14 protein-coding genes are annotated in these 16,083 nt (G+C 74.7%); 5 read left to right on the forward strand and 9 right to left on the reverse strand.

Annotated features, from left to right (window positions below; genetic code table 11):
• Nucleotides 1-141 precede the first annotated feature (141 nt).
• From ACFWPI_RS30225 to ACFWPI_RS30235, 3 genes are all read right to left on the reverse strand, one after another.
• Nucleotides 142-1,173 carry an isopenicillin N synthase family dioxygenase gene (locus ACFWPI_RS30225; protein ID WP_380374759.1) on the reverse strand — a complete coding sequence of 344 codons (1,032 nt, stop codon included), beginning with the start codon at nucleotides 1,171-1,173 and terminating at the stop codon, nucleotides 142-144.
• A gap of 345 nt (nucleotides 1,174-1,518) precedes the next feature.
• Nucleotides 1,519-2,166: a response regulator transcription factor gene (locus ACFWPI_RS30230; RefSeq protein ID WP_063347002.1), complete on the reverse strand. Its 648-nt coding sequence runs from the start codon at nucleotides 2,164-2,166 to the stop codon at nucleotides 1,519-1,521.
• Nucleotides 2,118-3,569, reverse strand: a complete 1,452-nt coding sequence (locus tag ACFWPI_RS30235) for a sensor domain-containing protein (RefSeq protein WP_380374760.1) — start codon at nucleotides 3,567-3,569, stop codon at nucleotides 2,118-2,120. The genes ACFWPI_RS30230 and ACFWPI_RS30235 overlap by 49 nt, the downstream gene beginning before the upstream one ends.
• A gap of 233 nt (nucleotides 3,570-3,802) precedes the next feature.
• Here ACFWPI_RS30235 and ACFWPI_RS30240 point away from each other — a divergent pair, with 233 nt between their 5' ends.
• A complete protein-coding gene (locus ACFWPI_RS30240; RefSeq protein WP_244293320.1) occupies nucleotides 3,803-4,516 on the forward strand; it encodes an ABC transporter ATP-binding protein in 714 nt (237 codons plus the stop codon).
• Between the two features lie 100 nt (nucleotides 4,517-4,616).
• Entirely contained in the window at nucleotides 4,617-7,082 is a 2,466-nt protein-coding gene (locus ACFWPI_RS30245) for an FtsX-like permease family protein (RefSeq protein ID WP_380374761.1), read from the forward strand.
• A gap of 88 nt (nucleotides 7,083-7,170) precedes the next feature.
• Here ACFWPI_RS30245 and ACFWPI_RS30250 read toward each other — a convergent pair whose 3' ends face one another.
• From ACFWPI_RS30250 to ACFWPI_RS30260, 3 genes are all read right to left on the reverse strand, one after another.
• Nucleotides 7,171-7,938, reverse strand: coding sequence for a MerR family transcriptional regulator (locus ACFWPI_RS30250; protein WP_380374763.1), 768 nt, complete (start codon nucleotides 7,936-7,938; stop codon nucleotides 7,171-7,173).
• A gap of 88 nt (nucleotides 7,939-8,026) precedes the next feature.
• A complete protein-coding gene (locus ACFWPI_RS30255) occupies nucleotides 8,027-9,103 on the reverse strand; it encodes a DUF2332 domain-containing protein (protein ID WP_380374765.1) in 1,077 nt (358 codons plus the stop codon).
• A 190-nt stretch (nucleotides 9,104-9,293) separates the two neighbouring features.
• Nucleotides 9,294-10,166 carry a LysR family transcriptional regulator gene (locus ACFWPI_RS30260; RefSeq protein ID WP_380374794.1) on the reverse strand — a complete coding sequence of 291 codons (873 nt, stop codon included), beginning with the start codon at nucleotides 10,164-10,166 and terminating at the stop codon, nucleotides 9,294-9,296.
• A 229-nt stretch (nucleotides 10,167-10,395) separates the two neighbouring features.
• On the opposite strand from ACFWPI_RS30260, the gene ACFWPI_RS30265 reads away from it, so the two are divergent.
• Both ACFWPI_RS30265 and ACFWPI_RS30270 read left to right on the forward strand, forming a co-directional pair.
• Nucleotides 10,396-11,367, forward strand: a complete 972-nt coding sequence (locus ACFWPI_RS30265) for a DMT family transporter (protein WP_380374796.1) — start codon at nucleotides 10,396-10,398, stop codon at nucleotides 11,365-11,367.
• A 7-nt stretch (nucleotides 11,368-11,374) separates the two neighbouring features.
• A complete protein-coding gene (locus tag ACFWPI_RS30270; protein ID WP_380374766.1) occupies nucleotides 11,375-12,742 on the forward strand; it encodes an MFS transporter in 1,368 nt (455 codons plus the stop codon).
• Between the two features lie 4 nt (nucleotides 12,743-12,746).
• Here the strand turns inward: ACFWPI_RS30270 and ACFWPI_RS30275 are convergent, their stop codons facing one another.
• From ACFWPI_RS30275 to ACFWPI_RS30285, 3 genes are all read right to left on the reverse strand, one after another.
• On the reverse strand, nucleotides 12,747-13,121 hold the full coding sequence (locus ACFWPI_RS30275) for a hypothetical protein (protein ID WP_159398386.1): 375 nt from the start codon (nucleotides 13,119-13,121) through the stop codon (nucleotides 12,747-12,749).
• Nucleotides 13,122-13,162: 41 nt separating this feature from the next.
• Complete coding sequence (locus tag ACFWPI_RS30280; protein ID WP_380374767.1) at nucleotides 13,163-14,389, reverse strand: SUKH-4 family immunity protein; 1,227 nt, start codon at nucleotides 14,387-14,389, stop codon at nucleotides 13,163-13,165.
• A 62-nt stretch (nucleotides 14,390-14,451) separates the two neighbouring features.
• On the reverse strand, nucleotides 14,452-15,054 hold the full coding sequence (locus ACFWPI_RS30285) for a DinB family protein (protein ID WP_380374768.1): 603 nt from the start codon (nucleotides 15,052-15,054) through the stop codon (nucleotides 14,452-14,454).
• 201 nt (nucleotides 15,055-15,255) lie between these two features.
• On the opposite strand from ACFWPI_RS30285, the gene ACFWPI_RS30290 reads away from it, so the two are divergent.
• Nucleotides 15,256-16,080, forward strand: coding sequence for a hypothetical protein (locus ACFWPI_RS30290; RefSeq protein ID WP_380374769.1), 825 nt, complete (start codon nucleotides 15,256-15,258; stop codon nucleotides 16,078-16,080).
• The last annotated feature ends 3 nt before the right edge of the window (nucleotides 16,081-16,083 follow it).

Below are 16,083 nucleotides of genomic sequence, written 5' to 3' on the forward strand. Positions count from 1 at the left end.
ACCGGCGACGGTGGCCCGCCGCACACGTGAGTCCGCCCCCGCCGCTGGGGAGCGGCGGGGGCGGACTCGGGGTGCTGGTGCCTCTGGCCGGTGCTGCTTCTGTGCTGCGGCGCGACTGGTCTCGGCCTCCGGGGTGTGGGGCTACCGGGAGGCGGCGTCGGCCAGGTCGGCGTGGTGGCGGCGGGTGACCTCGGGATGGGCCCGCGTGTAGCCCTTCCACTCGTTGAGGCCGAACTCGGCGAACAGCGGGTTGTCCGGGTCCGCGGTGGCGCCGGGGGCGTGCCGGGCGAGCGGGAAGTCCAGCGGCTCGATGTGGGCGTCGAGGCGGGGGTTGTAGAAGAACGGGACGGAGAAGCGCTCGCGGGCGCCGACCGGGCTGACCACGCGGTGGTTGGTGGCCTTGAGGTAGCCGTCGGTGGCCACCTCCAGCAGTTCGCCGAGGTTGACGACGAAGGCGCCCGGCATCGGCGGGACCTCCAGGAAGGTGCCGTCCGGGCGCTCGACCTGGAGGCCGCCGACGGTGTCCTGGAGCAGCAGCGTGATGAAGCCGTAGTCCTTGTGGGCGCCGACGCCCTGGCCGGCGCCGTCCGGAGCGGTGCCGGGGTAGCGGACCAGCTTGAGCCGCAGGTGGGGGTGGCCGGCGAAGGCCTCGTCGTAGAAGTCGGGGCGGGCGCCGATCGCGGTGAGGAGCTCGTGCAGCAGCCGGCGGGCGGTGTCGCTGAGGTGGTCGATCCAGCCGAGCGCGGCGGTGCGCAGCTCGGGGAGCGCCGCGGGCCACTGGTTGGGGCCCTCCAGCCACCAGTACGGGGGCTCGCCGGTGCCGGGCACGTGCGAGGGCAGCTCGGCGCCGATGTCCAGCTGGTCGCGCCAGTCCTGGCTGCCGCCGGTGCGCTCGTCGCCGGTGCGGGTGTAGCCGCGGTAGTGGGGGGAGTTGAGGTTGCTCACGGCGAGCCGGTCGGCCTCGGGGAGGTCGAAGAAGGCGCGCATCGCGTCGGTGAGCGCGGCCGTCTCCTCCGGGGTGATGCCGTGGCCGACGAGCTGGAAGAACCCGACGTCGGTGGCTGCGGCACGGAGTTCGTCGTGCAGTCGGCGGCGGTCGTCCGGGCCGCCGTCGGCGAGCGAGAGGTTGATCACCGGGAGGGAGTCGGATATGGGGGTGTACTGCTGCGACATGTGTGACATCCGCTGGTCTCGTCCCGGCCTGTCCCGGTGATCGACCGGGGGATGGCCGGAGTGGCCGCCTGGTGCGGCGGGTGCTCCGGGAGCCGGGAGGTGGAGGCGGCCGGGTGGAGGCTGCCCTTGAGGGTGGGTGGCGCGAGGTTCAGCTGGAGCGTCGACAGGACATGCTTGTCACGCGGAGCAGGTCCACGTGGCGACGGCGAACAAGGATGAGCACGTCACCAGCGTAGATGACCTTGACCGGAGCGGGCGAGCCCCCTGCAGCGGAGGGCGGTCTCTCACTTGGCGGTGGCCCTTCAAGGGGTGGATAGGGTGGAAAGCCTTTGTGTGTCGCCCCTCTCAGCCGTTGTTGAGGTAGGCCAGCACGGCCAGGACGCGGCGGTTGTCGTCGTCGGAGGGCTGGAGGTCGAGTCGGACGAAGATCGACGCGGTGTGCTTGGCGACGGCCCGCTCGGTGATCACCAACTGCTGGGCGATCGCCGCGTTGGAGCGCCCCTCGGCCATCAGCGCCAGCACCTGCCGCTCGCGCGGGGAGAGGGTGGAGACCGGGCCGGCCGAGGAGTTGTGGGTGAGCAGCCGGCTGATCACCTCCGGGTCCATCACGGTGCCGCCCCGGGAGACCCGCTGCACCGCGTCGATGAACTGGGCGCCGTCCAGCACCCGGTCCTTCAGCAGGTAGCCGATCCCGCCGGTGCTGCCGGCCAGCAGCTCGCGCGCGTACAACTGCTCCACGAACTGCGACAGCACCAGGACGGGCAGCCCTGGGTGCGCCTGGCGGGCGGCCAGCGCCGCCCGCAGCCCCTCGTCGGTGAAGCCGGGCGGCAGTCGGACGTCGACCACGGCGATGTCCGGCCGGTCGGCGGCCACCGCGGCGAGCAGTTCGTCGCCGGTCTCGACCGCCGCGGTGACCTCCATGCCGCTGGCCTCCAGCAGCCGGGTCAGGCCGTCCCGGAGGAGGAAGAGGTCTTCGGCGATGACAACGCGCACGGGATCTCCAGGTTCACAATGGTCGGGCCACCGGAGGGGCTGCTGATCGCGAGCACCCCGTCGAAGGCGGCCAGTCGGCGTTCGGTTCCGCTGAGGCCGGTCCCCCGGGACGGGTTGGCGCCACCGCGCCCGTCATCGGTGACCGATATCCGCAGCAGCCCGTCACTGTGCCCTATCTCGATCCACACGTGCGAGGCGCCGGCGTGTTTCACCACGTTGGCCAGCAGCTCGCTCACCGCGAAGTAGACGGCGGACTCCACCGGGGCGGGCGCCCGGCCGGGCAGCCCGCCGGTGAAGGTGACCGGCAGCGGGAGGTCCAGCGCGGTCGCCTCGACCGCGTCGGCCAGGCCGCGGTCGGCGAGCACCGGCGGATGGATGCCCCGGACCAGGTCGCGCAGCTCGCTCAGGGCCTTGACCGAGGACATCCGGGCCTCGACCAGCAGGGGTTGCAGGGCCTTCGGGTCGTCCTTCACCTGCTCGGCCACGGTCAGCAGCATGCCCAGGGCGACCAGCCGGGCCTGCGCCCCGTCGTGCAGGTCCCGCTCGATCCGGCGCAGCTCGGCCGCCCCGGCGTCGATGGTGTCCGCCCTGGTTCGGGCCAGATGACTGACCTGGCGGGCGAGTTCGCTCCGCCGGGACGGGCCGAGCAGGGCTCGGGCTGCCCGCTCGTGCACCCGCAGGATCGGCGGCGCGGCCCACAGGGCGGCCAGCGGGGAGATGTAGAGCCCCATCATGTAGACGGGCCCCAGCGGGAGGAACGGCCCGTTCCGGCCGAGCACCTGGAGGGCGATCGGGGTCAGCACGACGATCACGGCGGTGATCGGGATGACGCAGCCGGAGACGAGCACCCAGAGGAGGTCCCGCCAGGTCGCCGGATCGGCCAACCAGCCGCCGGCGCGCATCCGCTGCCACGGCCCGGCGTCGACGCGGTGGTACGGCACCGGGATCGGCCGGCCGCTCCACCGGCCGACGATCCGCCGGTTCTCCGCCGCGATCCAGCGCGTGCCGAGCAGGCCGAGCACCAGCATCGCCGGCCCCAGGCAGAGCGATCCGGACCGACCGCCGGGCGGGGCGCCGCCGTAGAGGTCGGTGGCCATCAGCGCGAGCGCGCCCGGCGCGAACAGGACGGCCCCGGCCGCCCGGCCGCCGCCCCCGGTGGCCCAGCAGAGCGCCCAGAGGGCGACCGGCGTCAGCGGCACCAGCAGGATCAGCGGCCCGCCCGGACCGTGGGCGAACGGCTCGGCGTCGTCGGGGCCGAGCAGGGCGGCGGCCAGCAGGACCGGCCCGGCCAGCAGCGCCATCAGCCCCGTGACGGCCAACGTGACCATGTAGAGCGCCCGCACGCCGGCTACGACGGCACCCTCCAGCTGCGCGACGGCCCTGGACACTGCGCTCGTCCTCATCCCGCGCCTCCCCTCCGGTCGGTGGCCCCGCGGCCCCGGTTGATCATCCGGCGTCAGTCTGCCGCGCCGTGACGTGCAGCGCTCTAGGTCTGCGCCCCCAATCCGGGGTGTACCTGGATACACCCCCGAGAGGCCGTCCAGGCGGCTGTCCGTGCCCCGCCCCGAATTCGTAGCGTCATGTCCCGTCAGCCGGCCCGGACTTCCGGTGCCGGACCTCGAATCGTGGAGGGCCCGTGAACGCGCCGATCATCCGGATCCGCGGCGTCAGCAAGACGTACGACCGATCCGACGCCGCCCACCCCGCGCTGGCCGGGCTCGACCTGGAGGTCCGGGCCGGCGAGGCGCTGGCCGTGCTCGGCCGCTCGGGCAGCGGCAAGTCCACCCTGCTGAACCTGGTCGCCGGCCTCGACCGCCCGAGCGAGGGCACCGTCGAGGTGGACGGCGTGGCCGTCCACGAGCTCGGCGAGGCCGCCCTGGCCGAGTACCGGCGGAAGCGGATCGGCATGGTGTTCCAGTTCTTCAACCTGCTGGACGACCTGAACGTCGAGGACAACGTGCTGCTCCCGGCCCAGCTCGCCGGGATGCGGCGGGAGCAGGCCCGGGCCCGGGCCGGCGAGCTGCTGGAGCGGCTCGGGGTCGCCCGGCACGCCAAGGCCTTCCCCGGTCGGCTCTCCGGCGGCGAGCGCCAACGCGTCGCGGTGGCACGGGCCTTGATGAACCGCCCGCCGCTGCTGCTCGCCGACGAGCCGACCGGGGCGCTGGACACCGCCTCGGCCGCCGACGTCCGCGACCTGCTCCGGGGGCTCAACGCGGAGGGCCAGACGATCCTGCTGGTCACCCACGACACCGCGCTCGCCGAGGCCTGCGCCGACCGGACCATCGAGCTGCTCGACGGCCGGCTGGTCCGGGACACCGCGGCCGTGCCGGCCCCCGGCGGTGTGCGATGAGCGGGTGGTGGGGGTGCCCCCGGCCGGAGGCCGGGGGAGAGCGGATCACGGGAGGGCGCGTGCGGGCGAACGCCCCCGCCGGGCGAAGGGAGGCGGGCGCATGAGCGTACTGGGCAAGGTGGTTCGCGCCGGGGTCGGCCGCAAGCGGGTGCAGACCCTGGTCATGGTACTCACCACGATGGCGGCCGTGACGGCGTGCATCCTCGCCACGGGCCTGCTGGCCGCCTCCCAGGGCCCGTACCAGCGCACCTTCGCCGACCAGCGCGGCGCGCACCTCAACGTGCTGTACGACCCGGCCAGGGCGAGCCCCGCCCAACTCGCCGCGACCGCGCACGCCCCCGGCGTGACGGCCTCGGCCGGCCCCTACCCGGCGCTCACCGTCCAGCCACGCGCCGGCGACGAGCTCCGGATCCCGCCGGCCGGCAGCCTGCTCCCGCCGGTGACGCTGGTCGGCCGGGCGAAGGACGGCCCGCTGGACGGCCTGCGGATCACCATGGGCCGCTGGCTCGCCGGCCCCGGCGAGGTGGTGTTCCTGGACGGCCACTCGCCGCTGGGCGTCGGCGACAGCATGCAGTTCCCCGACCTCCCAGGGCACCCGGTCCTCAAGGTCGTCGGCCTGGCCGCCTCCCCCTCCTGGAGCGCGGACGGCTGGATCGCCCCCGAACAGGTCGCCGGGCTCACCGCGCCCGGTACGGCGCCCGCCGCCCAGTACCTCTACCGCTTCGCCCACGCCGACACCGACGCCGAGGTGGAGACCGACCGTGCGGCGCTCGCCGCCGCAGTGCCGGGCGGCGCCCTCTCCAGGGCCACCTCGTACCGGCCGGCCCAGACGGAGGCCAACCGGACGGCCGCGACCTTCGTCCCGTTCGTGACGGCCTTCGGGGTACTCGGCCTGGCCATGTCGGTGCTGATCATCGGCGTCGTGGTCAGCGGCGCCGTCAGCGCCGCCACCCGGCGGATCGGCATCCTCAAATCGCTCGGCTTCACCCCGTCCCAGGTGGCGCGCGCCTACGTCGGCCAGGCACTGATCCCGGCCGGGGTCGGCACGGCGCTCGGCGTGCTCGGCGGGAACCTGCTGTCCGTGCCCGTCCTCGGGGTGGCGCACAAGGCCCTGCGCGGCGGTCTGCTCGGCATCCCGCTCTGGGTGGACGTCGCCGTTTCGGCGGTGGCCCTGGCAGCCGTGGCGGGCACCGCCCTGGTGCCCGCGCTGCGGGCCGGCCGGCTGCGCACGGTGGAGGCGCTCGCGGTCGGCCGGACGGCGCCGGGCGCCCGGCGGGCAGCCTCCCGCGGCGGCCCGGGCCGTCCGGGGGCTTCCGGCCAGGCGAGTGCGTCTGGTCGGGTCGACACGTCGGGCCCGGCCGGGGCGTCGAGTCCGGCCGGGGCGTCCGGTCCGGTCGCCAGGGTCCGGCAGTTCATCGGCCGCCTACCGGTGCCGCGCGCCCTGAGCCTCGGGCTGGCGACCCCGCTCACCCGGCCGGGCCGCTCGGCGACCACGGCCGCCGCGGTGGTGCTCGGCACGGCCGGAGTCACCCTGTGCGTCGGCCTGACGCTCTCGCTCGGCTCCTTCCAGGACGGCCTCCAGGCCGGGCGCTCCGGCAAGGTCGTGGTCCAGACCCCGATCGAGAGCTCGACGAAGGCCCCCGACCACGTGGACGAGGCCGCCGCGGCCGGGGCGATCGCCGACCGCCCCGGTACCCGGGCCTGGTACAGCACCGCTCCGACACCGGTCGCCGTGGCCGGGAACACCGGGCGCACCGCGGTGATCGCCTTCACCGGGGACGCCTCCTGGGGCGGCTACCAGCTGATCTCCGGCCGATGGTTCCAGGGCCCCGGCGAGGTGGTCGTCGCCACCGCCTTCCTGCGCGCCAACCAGGTGCGCGTCGGCGACACCGTCACCCTCACCGACCACGGGCGCAGCACCCCGGTGCGGATCAGCGGCGAGGTCCTGACCACCAACGACCAGGTGTTCGTCGACCGGGCCGCGCTGGCCCCGCTCGGCACCGCCGTCCAGGCCGACACGGTCGCCTTCCAGATCGACCTCACCCCGGGCACGGACGCGCAGGCGTACGCGGACGGGCTCGACGACGCCGTCCGGCCGCTGGGCCTGAGCGCCGAAGCGGGTCGGCAGCAGATCAGCATCGTGATGCTGGCCATGAACACCCTCGCCGGGACGCTCACCCTGCTGCTGGCCGTGGTGGCCGGCCTGGGCGTGCTCAACACGGTGCTGCTGGACACCCGGGAGCGGGTGCACGACCTCGGGGTGCTCAAGGCGCTGGGGATGTCGCCCCGGCAGACGGTCGGCATGGTGCTCACCTCGGTCTGCGGCAGCGGGCTGGTGGCCGGGCTGATCGGGGTCCCGATCGGGATCCTGCTGCACCACCAGGTGATGCCGGCGATGGCCCGCGCCGCCGGGGTCGGGGTGCCGGAGGCGGACCTCACCGTGTTCCACCCCTCGGTGGTGGGGCCGCTGATACTCGGCGGCCTGGTACTGGCGCTGCTCGGCGCCCTCCTCCCCGCCGCCTGGACCGCCCGCACCCGGACGGTCACGGCGCTGCGCACCGAGTGACGGCGGGGCGAGGCGGGGCGGGCCCTCCCTGCCACCCCGACTGGGGCGGCGGAGAGGCCGGGCCCTGCCGCCCCGCCCCGCCGGTGGCTCAGGCCAGCCGCGCCTCCGCGTACGCCTCCATGGCGGCCCGCTGGTACGCGGCCAGGCCCGGGGTGATGGCCTCGTACACGGCACTCCACTGGGCGTTCTCCGTGCAGGAGCGCGCGATCGCGCGGAACTCCTCGACGGAGACCGTCCGGAGGGAGGTGAGCGCCAGGTACTCGGCGTCGATGTGGCTCTGCACGGGCTCGGCGTCCGCCGGGTTGCCGGCCGCCAGCAGCTCCGCCAGGCGGATCATCCGCGCCGTCCGCTCGCGCTGTCCGGCCTCGACGTCGGCCTGGCTCATCGCGGCGGTGGCGCGCCGCGCCGCCTCGGCGTGCTCGGGGAAGTCCCGCAGGCTCTCCTCGACGTCGCCGGGCTGGATGCCCTCGAACAGGTTCTCCGGGCGGTTGATGCTGGTCATGGGTGTGCCGTCCTTTCGGGAACGTTCCAGGTCGGCGATCGTGCGGGAGACGGTGGCGGCCAGGGTGTCCAGCCGGTCGCGCTCGGCGAGCAGCCGGTGCCGGTGGTCCCGCAGGGCCTCCAGCTCGTCCACCTGGTCGCCCAGGATCCGGGCGATCCCGGTCAGCCCGACCCCCAGCGCCCGCAGCACGAGGATCTGTTGCAGCTGGAGCAACTGCCGCTCCTCGTAGTAGCGGTGGCCGTTCGAGCCGATCCAGGCCGGGGGCAGCAGGCCGATCTCGTCGTAGTGCCGCAGGGTCCGGGCGGTCACGCCCGACATCCGGACGACTTCCGCGATCGGCCAAGCCGTTGCCATGCGCCGTCTCCCTCGTTCACGTTCGCTTGGACCAGGGCCGGTTCCTCCGGCCCCGGTCACGACGGTAGAAGCTGCCGCTGCGGCAGCTTCAAGCCCCGAGACCGTCCCGGGACCGGAACCAGTGGAGGGACTGCCCGTGCGGTCCGGTGAAGGCCACCGGCCGCTCGTCCAGAGCGAGCGCGAACAGCCCGGATCCGGCGGGCGCCGGGTGGGGGAGTCGCCGCTCGACGGCCGGCAGCACCGAGACGGCCTCGTTGGAGATCCAGTGCCCGGGCAGGCCGCGCATGGTCACCGCGAACTCCTCCCGCGCCTCCGGGGACAGGTAGGCGAGCACCGCGCTGTGGAACACCACCGGCGTGGCACCGGCAGGCACCTGCGCTACCAACTCCCGTACCGTCGCGTTGAGATCGCCGCGCACCAGGTGCGGCGGCTCGGCCCGGGCGACCTGGACGGCGCCGCGCAGCCGCTCCAGCCGGTGGGCCTGCTCGGGCCAGACCAGCGACTCCAGCCAGCGCACGTCCTCCTCGTCCCGGACGTCCAGCGGGTTGAGGTCGATCCCGGCGCGCCAGACCACTTCGGGCAGCCGCTCCCGCAGCGACGCCGGCAGCGGTACCGGCCCGCGCACCGCGCACTCCAGCGTCACCGGGCTCTCCTGGGCACCGAACTCGACTGCCGGGTCGCCCGCTTCGCGCACGTCGCGCACGTCGCGCACGTCGCGCACGTCGCCCACGTCGCCCACGTCGCCCACGTCAACCGTGTACCGGTACCGGTACCGGTCGGGGTAGAGGCAGAGCCCCGCCGAGGCCCCCACCTCGATCAGCGCGAGCGGCTGCGGCAGCGCCGACAGCAGCGGCAGCAGGGTGGCGCACCGGCCGGCCTCGTTGGTCTGCGTCCGCCGTCGCAGCATCGTCGCCGCGACCTCGTCCCAGTGCGCCGATACCCAGGTGCGGAAGGCCGGATAGCCGGCCGTCACCGGTCCGCCGAGGTGGCGGACCGAACCGAACAGCAGGTTCGGCTGCCGCTTCGCGACCGGCAGTCCGTCCAGCAGGGCGCACAACTCCTCGTCTCCGGCGACGCGTTCGGCGAGGTCCTGGTAGCTCGCCGAGTTGCCGCGGGCCTCCCGCTCCGCGAAGGCCCGGTAGAGGTCCCCGGTAGCACTGTCCACGTTCCGTACTTCCTTTCTCTTCAGCTCTCTTCGACTCTCTTCAACGAATTGGCGCAGCCCTGCCTGTGCCCTGCCCGTGCCCTGCCCGTGCCCTGTCCGTGCCTTTGCCGTCCGCTGTACGGGCGCTAACCCGGCCCCCGCGAGAGTGAGATCACACCGCCACCGCCCGGAGGCGGTCGGGCCGGTGGTACTACGGCTGCGCCGCCACCCGCAGCGCGGACACCAGCGCGCCGAGCACCGGCTGTCCCCAGGCGCCCTCGCGTACTGCGGCGTGCAGTGCACGGACCGGCTCCGGGCCGCGGAGCCGACGCACGGTGACGCCCGGGTGGCGCTGGGCGAGCCCGAGGGCGGGGACCAGGGCGATGCCCAGTCCGGCCGCGACGAAGCCCTGCGCCGTCGCGTAGTCGGCGCTGTCCACCGCGATGGACGGCCCGAACCCGGCCGCGTCGCAGGCCCCCCGGACGACCTCCCGGCACGGGCCGGGCGGCTCGGCCCCCACCCAGGGCTCGTCCGCGAGCTCGGCGAGGTCCAGGACGCGCTTCGCGGCGAGCCGGTGGCCCCTGGGCAGCACCGCCCGGTACGGGTCGTCGCGCAGGTGGACCAGCCGCAGGCCGGGGTGCGCGGCGCCGTCGGACCGGACCGCCACCGCGAGGTCGGCCCGGCCGTCCAGCACCTCGGTGAGCGGGTCCTCCGGGTCGGTCATGCCGAGGTCGAGCCGTACGCCCGGGTGTGTTCGGCGGAACGCGGCCACCGCCGGGGCCACCAACGCGGCGCCGGCCGTGGCGAAGTAGCGCACGGTCAGGCTGCCGCTGCGCCCGGCCCGCAGGTCGGCCAGCGCCGCGCCGGCCTCCGCGACCTGCCGCTCGATGACGGCGGCGTGCCCGGCGAGCAGCAGTCCGGCGGCGGTCGGCCGCACGCCGCGCCCGACGCGTTCCAGCAGGGCCGTCCCGGTCTCCCGCTCCAGCACCGCCACCTGCTGGCTGACGGCGGACGGGGTGTAGCCGAGCGCGCCGGCCGCCGCGCTCACCGAGCCGTGGTCGACCACGGCCCGCAGGACCTGCATCCGTCGGACGTCGAGTACCTCAGTCATGTAGCTCAGCTTAAAGGTGGTGAAGAACATTTCGCTTGTGCTACCGGATCCCGTCGCGGGACCGTCGTCGAACACCCCGACACCCCCCGACACCCCCCGACACCCCCTGGCACCCCCTGGCACCCGACACCGCCCCCGGGCACCCGACACCGACACACCCGACACCGTCACCTCGACAGAAGGAGCACCGCCCGTGCTGCGGATGGCCGTTCTCGCCCTGTTCTGGGGCTCGGGCTTCCTCTGGATCCGGCTCGCGCTCCAGCACGGGCTCACCCCCGTGCAGATCACCGTGCTCCGTTCGGTCCTCGGCGCCGCCGTCCTGCTGCTGCTCGCCCGTTCCGCCCGGCAGCGCCTGCCGCGCGGCGCCGCCGTCTGGCGCCGGCTCACGCTGGCGGCGCTGCTCTGCAACGTGCTGCCGTTCCTGCTGACCGCGTACGGCGAGCGCGGCGTCGGTTCAGGCCTGGCCGGGGTGCTGCACGCGACCACCCCGCTCTGGTCCCTGCTGGTCGGCCTCGCCCTCGGCACCGAACGGGCCCTCGGCACCGAACGGGCCCTCGGCACCGAACGGGCCCTCGGCACCGAACGGGCCCGCGGCACCGAACGGGCCCGCGGTCCGCTGCGGTTGGGCGGTCTGGTGCTCGGCTTCGCGGGCGTGCTGCTGATCTTCTCCCCGTGGCGGGACGGCGGCGGCCTCCCGGCCCTGCCCGCGCTCGCCCTGCTCGGCGCGGCGGCCAGTTACGCGATCGCCTTCGCCTACATGGCCCGTGCCCTCACCGGCACGGGAACGGGCCCGTTGGCGCTCTCCGCCGCCCAGCTCACGGCCGCGGCCGGGCTGAGCACGCTCGCGCTCCCGGTCAGCGGCTCGCTCGACCCGGTCGCGGGCGCCGATCCGCTGGGACTCGTCGCCGTCGCCGTTCTCGGCGTCGCCTGCACCGGGCTCACCTTCCACCTCAACTACCGTCTCATCGCCACGGAAGGCCCCACGAGTGCGGCGACCGTCGGCTATCTGCTGCCGGTGGTCTCCACGGCGCTCGGCGCGCTCGTCCTCGGCGAGGAGCTGACGATCCGGACCGTCGCCGGAATGATCGTCGTACTCGCCGGTGTTTTTCTGACGAAACATCACCGGGCCCAGGCCCCCGCCCCCATACCGACCCCCACCGCTTCACGCGACTGAACGGACCATGCACCCCCACTCCCTCTGGCGAACCGCCGACTTCCGCACCCTCTTCACCGCGACCGCCCTCGCCCAACTCGGCACCAACGTCGGCTACGTCGCCGTCCCGCTGATCGCCGTCGAGGCGCTCGGCGCGAGCCCGGGGCAGGTCGGCGTCCTCGCCACCCTGAGCACCCTCGCCTTCCTGCTCATCGGCCTGCCCGCCGGAGCCTGGGTGGACCGGATGCGCCACCGCCGCGTGCTGATCGTCGCCGACCTGGTGAAGGCCGCGTTGTACGCCTCGATCCCGTTCACCTGGTGGCTGGGCGGGCTCACCCTCTGGCAGCTGTACGCGGTCGCGCTGCTCACCGGCTGCGCGACGGTCTTCTTCGACGTCGGCTCGCAGAGCGTGCTGCCCCGGTTGGTCGGCCGCGGGCACCTGGTGCAGGCGAACGCCGCCGTCGTCGGCCTGATGGCGGTCGGCAACGTCGCCGGGCGCGGCGCGGGCGGCCTGCTGGTCCAACTGCTCACCGCGCCGTTCGCGATCGTCGCGACCGCGCTCAGCCACCTCGGCTCGGCGCTTCGCCTGATCGGGCTGCGCCGAACCCCCGCCTCCACCTCCGAGCCGATCGCCGACGAGGGCGGGGACGGGGGCGAGGGCGGGGGCGGCGGCGATCGGCCCGGGGGCGGCGGGCTCGGAGCACAGATCGCCGAGGGGCTGCGGCACGTCCTCGGCAACCGGGAACTGCGCGCGCTCGCTCTCACCGGGGCCCTCACCAACCTGGGCTTCCAACTCGTCAACACCCTGCTCCCGGTGCTGTTCGTGCGGGAACTGGGCCTTCCCGCCGGGGCGTTGGGCCTGTTCTGGGCGGTCGGCGGGGTCGGCACCCTGCTCGGCTCGCGCTGCGCCCGCCCGATCGCCGCCCGACTCGGCTACGGACGCACGCTCGGCCTGGCCGGCGTCTGCGTGGCGCCCGCCGGGCTGCTGGTGCCGCTGATCGGGCACGGCCCCTGGCTGTTCGCGGCGGGGGCGGGCTGGCTGCTGGTCTCGCTCAAGACCGGGATGGACAACGTCCTCGGGGTGAGCCTGCGCCAGCGGATGACCCCGGACGCGCTCCTCGGCCGGATGAACGCCACCTTCCGCTTCCTGCTCACCGGCGCGCTCGCGATCGGCTCCGCGCTGTCCGGGCTGCTCGGCGAACTCGTCGGCCTGCGGGCCACCCTCTGGTTCGGCGGAGCCGTCCTCGCGGTGGCCTTCCTGCCGGTCTTCCTCTCCCCGATCCGCACCCGCCGCCGGCTCCCCGAAGCCGAAGCCGAAGCCGAAGCCGACGCCGAAGCCGAAGCCTCCGAAGGCCCCGTCCCCACCCAGCTCCCCGCGCAGCCCCGACAGGCCTGAAGGCCTACCAGCCCGGCCCGTGCCCCGGCTGCCAGTCCAGCCCCAGGTGCGGGCGCGGGCGGTGGATCCGCAGCAGCGCGGTCACCGACCAGACGACCAGGGTCAGCAGGGCGTAGAACAGCAGCAGCGCCCAGAACGGCGTGGTGGACATGCTCCCGTCCTCGAACCGGCACCACGCGTCCGGCGGAAGCCAGGACGCGCCCGTCTCCAGCAGCCGTCCGCCGCCGGGCACCAGGCCCTGCTCGCAGCGCTCGCCGAAGTCCAGTGACCGCACGTACAGCAGCCCGTACAGCGAGCCCGCCGCCGCGAGGGACAGGACGGCGCCGAAGGTGAGCAGCACCGCCCGCCGTCGCCCGGTCGCCGTACGGATGTTCGTCACCGGGGCAGCGTACCGGCGCACTGTCCGGGGCGCCGCCGGGATCACCCGAGCAGGCCGCCCATGTGCGCGTCCTCGGCGAGCAGCCGCCACGAGCACCCGGGCGAGGCGAACGCCTCCGGGTCGACGGCCTCCACGAGCCGGTCCACCACGGTGCTCAGCAGCGACTGCGGGTCGAACACCGCCCAGGTGTCCCGGCCCCGCCCGCAGTCCCAGCGTTCCCACTCGGCGCGCAGCCGCTCGTACGTCCACAGCGCGTACAGCAGGGCGGACAGGTCGCGGTTGAGGTAGGCCTCCGGCTGGCCGTCGTCGTACCAGTCCGGCAGTTCCAGGCGGCCGGTGATGCCGTCCAGGGCGATCGTCAGATCGGTCGGCCAGTCCCCGAGCGCCAGGAACTCCCGCTGGTACGGGCGCTCCTCCTCGCCGTCGAAGTACTCCGGGTACGCCTCCGCCATCGTGACCAGCGGCTCCTCGCAGACCCCGAACATCGCCCCGCCCAGCGGCAGTCCGATCTCGGTCAGCAGCCGCCGGGTCGGCTCGTGCACCAGCCCGTCGGGCAGTTCCTCCGCCCGGTAGCGGTGCACCAGGCCCGCGCCGCCCTCCTCGCCCGTCAGCGCGGCGAGCTCCGCCACCAGCTCCGGGCCGACCTCGTACGCCGGACCGCCCGGACCGCCGGGCAGCGCGCCCCAGCCCAGCGTCCGCACGAGCAGTGCCGTGCCCCAGTGCGCGGGCGGCGTCGCGGACCGCCCGAACAGCCCGGGGTCGATCTCCCGCATCCGCCGTTCGGCCCCGGCCGTCACCTCGGCGACCGCCGCGGGGCCGCGCCGCCCGTTCAGCGCGTCCGCCCGCCGGGCCGCCTCGGCGACCGCCTCCACCTCCCGCACCAATCCGGCCAGCGCGGGCAGACCGGAGGCCAGCAGGTCCCGCTGCGGGCCCGGTTCGCCGAGGAACACCTCGCCGGTCGTTCCGTCGAGCAGCACCAGGCCGCCGGCCGCGGCGAACGGCGCGCAGTACTCCGTCTCACCTAGGACGAACAGCCGCTCCGCCTCGGGCAGTGCCGCCAACGCCCCGTCGCCGAGCACCCCGAAGTCCAGGAACGCCCCCGAGAGCGGCAGCCCCTCCCGGATCAGGAACTCCCGGCTCCCCGGATGCACCACCCCACTCGGCAATCCGTCCGCCGCCACCCGCGCACACCCCACGTCCCCCATGCCCCCCACGTCCCCCGACTTCCACCGCCCCGACCCTTGACCCCCAGACCCTAGCCGCCCCATCCGACACCAGCGCGGACAAGCCACCGCAAGCCACCGCAGGGCTCCAGCCTGTACCGGGCGGGTCAGACGAGCCCGCCGGCCTCCCGGGCGGCCCGCTCCACGCGGGCGTGGTGGGCCTGCCACCAGGCCGCGTCGCCGGGGGCGGTGTTGATCCCGTCGGGGCGCTGGCCGGTGGTGCCGTCGACGAGTTCGCGGAGCAGGTCGGCGTGGCCGGTGTGGCGGTGGGTCTCGGCGATCATGTGGACGAGGATCCGGTGCAGGGTCTGCTCGGCCCGCCGGCCGAACGGTATCCGGCCGATCGCGTCCAGCGGCAGCGCCTCGATGGTGGCGTCGGTGTGCGCCCAGACCCGGCGGTAGCGCCCGGTGATCTCTTCCGTCGTCTCGTCCGCCCGTGCCCACAGGTCGGCGTTCGGCTCGGTGTCGCCGGTGAACCACAGCGGCGTCGGTTCGGGGAACGGCCGCCCGAAGGTGTCGCCGAAGTACATCGCCTCGGCCCCGGTGACGTGCTTGACCAGCCCCAGCAGGTTGGTTCCGGTCGGGGTCAGCGGGCGCCGGAGGTCGTACTCGGAGAGGCCGTCGAGCTTCCACAGCAGGACGTCGCGGGCGTCCTGGAGGTAGATCCGGAGGTCGGTTTTGGGATCGGTCTTGGGGCTGGTTGCCGTCATGGCATCAGTCTGTTGATCGCGTCGGACCTGTCCATTGATTTCCGTGCACCCAGGGGTTGGCAAGGGGGAACTACGGAGTGTGACGGGCGGGGCGGGGAGGGTGTGGACTTGAATCTTTGCGAACGAATGTTCGATCCTGGGGTTGTGTCCGCTTTCGAACCTGCTTTCGATTCCATCGCCGAGCGACCGACGCTCCGGCCGGTGGCGCCGGCCGCCGTGCCGGCGGCCGGGCAGGCCGGGCAGGACAAGCAGGCCGGGCAGGACAAGCAGGACAGGCAGGACAAGCAGGACAGGCAGGACAGGCAGGACAGGCAGGACAGGCAGGCCGGGCAGGGCGTGCTGCCGGTGGTGCCGGCGCTGCGGGAGGTGCTGCCGGACGGCGGGCTGCGGCGGGGGACGGCGGTGTCGGTGGCGGGCGGGGACACCGGGCTGCTGCTGGCGCTGGCGGCCGGGGTGAAGGAGGCCGAGGGCGGCTGGGCGGCGGCCGTCGGGCTGCCGGACCTGGGGCTGGCCGCGGCCGAGGGGTACGGGCTGGACCTGCGGCGGCTGCTGGTCGCGGACGACCCGGGGCCGCACTGGGCCGAGGTGGTGTCGGTGCTGGCCGGCGCGGTCGAACTGGTCATGCTGCGCCCGGACGGCCCGGTGCCGCCGAAGCTGGCCACCCGGCTGGCGGCGGTGCTGCGGCGCAGCGGCTGCGTGCTGCTGGTGGCCGGGCCGTGGCCGGGGGCGGCCCTGCGGCTGGGGGTGCGGTCCGGGCGCTGGTTCGGGCTGGGGGATGGTTACGGGCAGCTCGCCGGGCGGCAGGTGGAGGTGGTGGCCGAGGGGCGCGGTTCGGCGGTGCGCGGGCGGACCGCCCGGCTCTGGCTGCCGGACGAGCACGGCGCGGTACGGCCGGTCCTGGACCGGCCGGCCCTGGCGCGTCCCGTCCTGGAGCGTCCCGTCCTGGAGCGTCCCGTCCTGGAGCGTCCCGTTCCGGGGCGGCCCGGGGCCGTCGAGCAGCCGCTCGAACGGGTAGCGGTGGTGTGAGCG

Origin of the sequence: Kitasatospora sp. NPDC058492, assembly GCF_042720685.1 — a bacterium.
Classification (GTDB): domain Bacteria; phylum Actinomycetota; class Actinomycetes; order Streptomycetales; family Streptomycetaceae; genus Kitasatospora.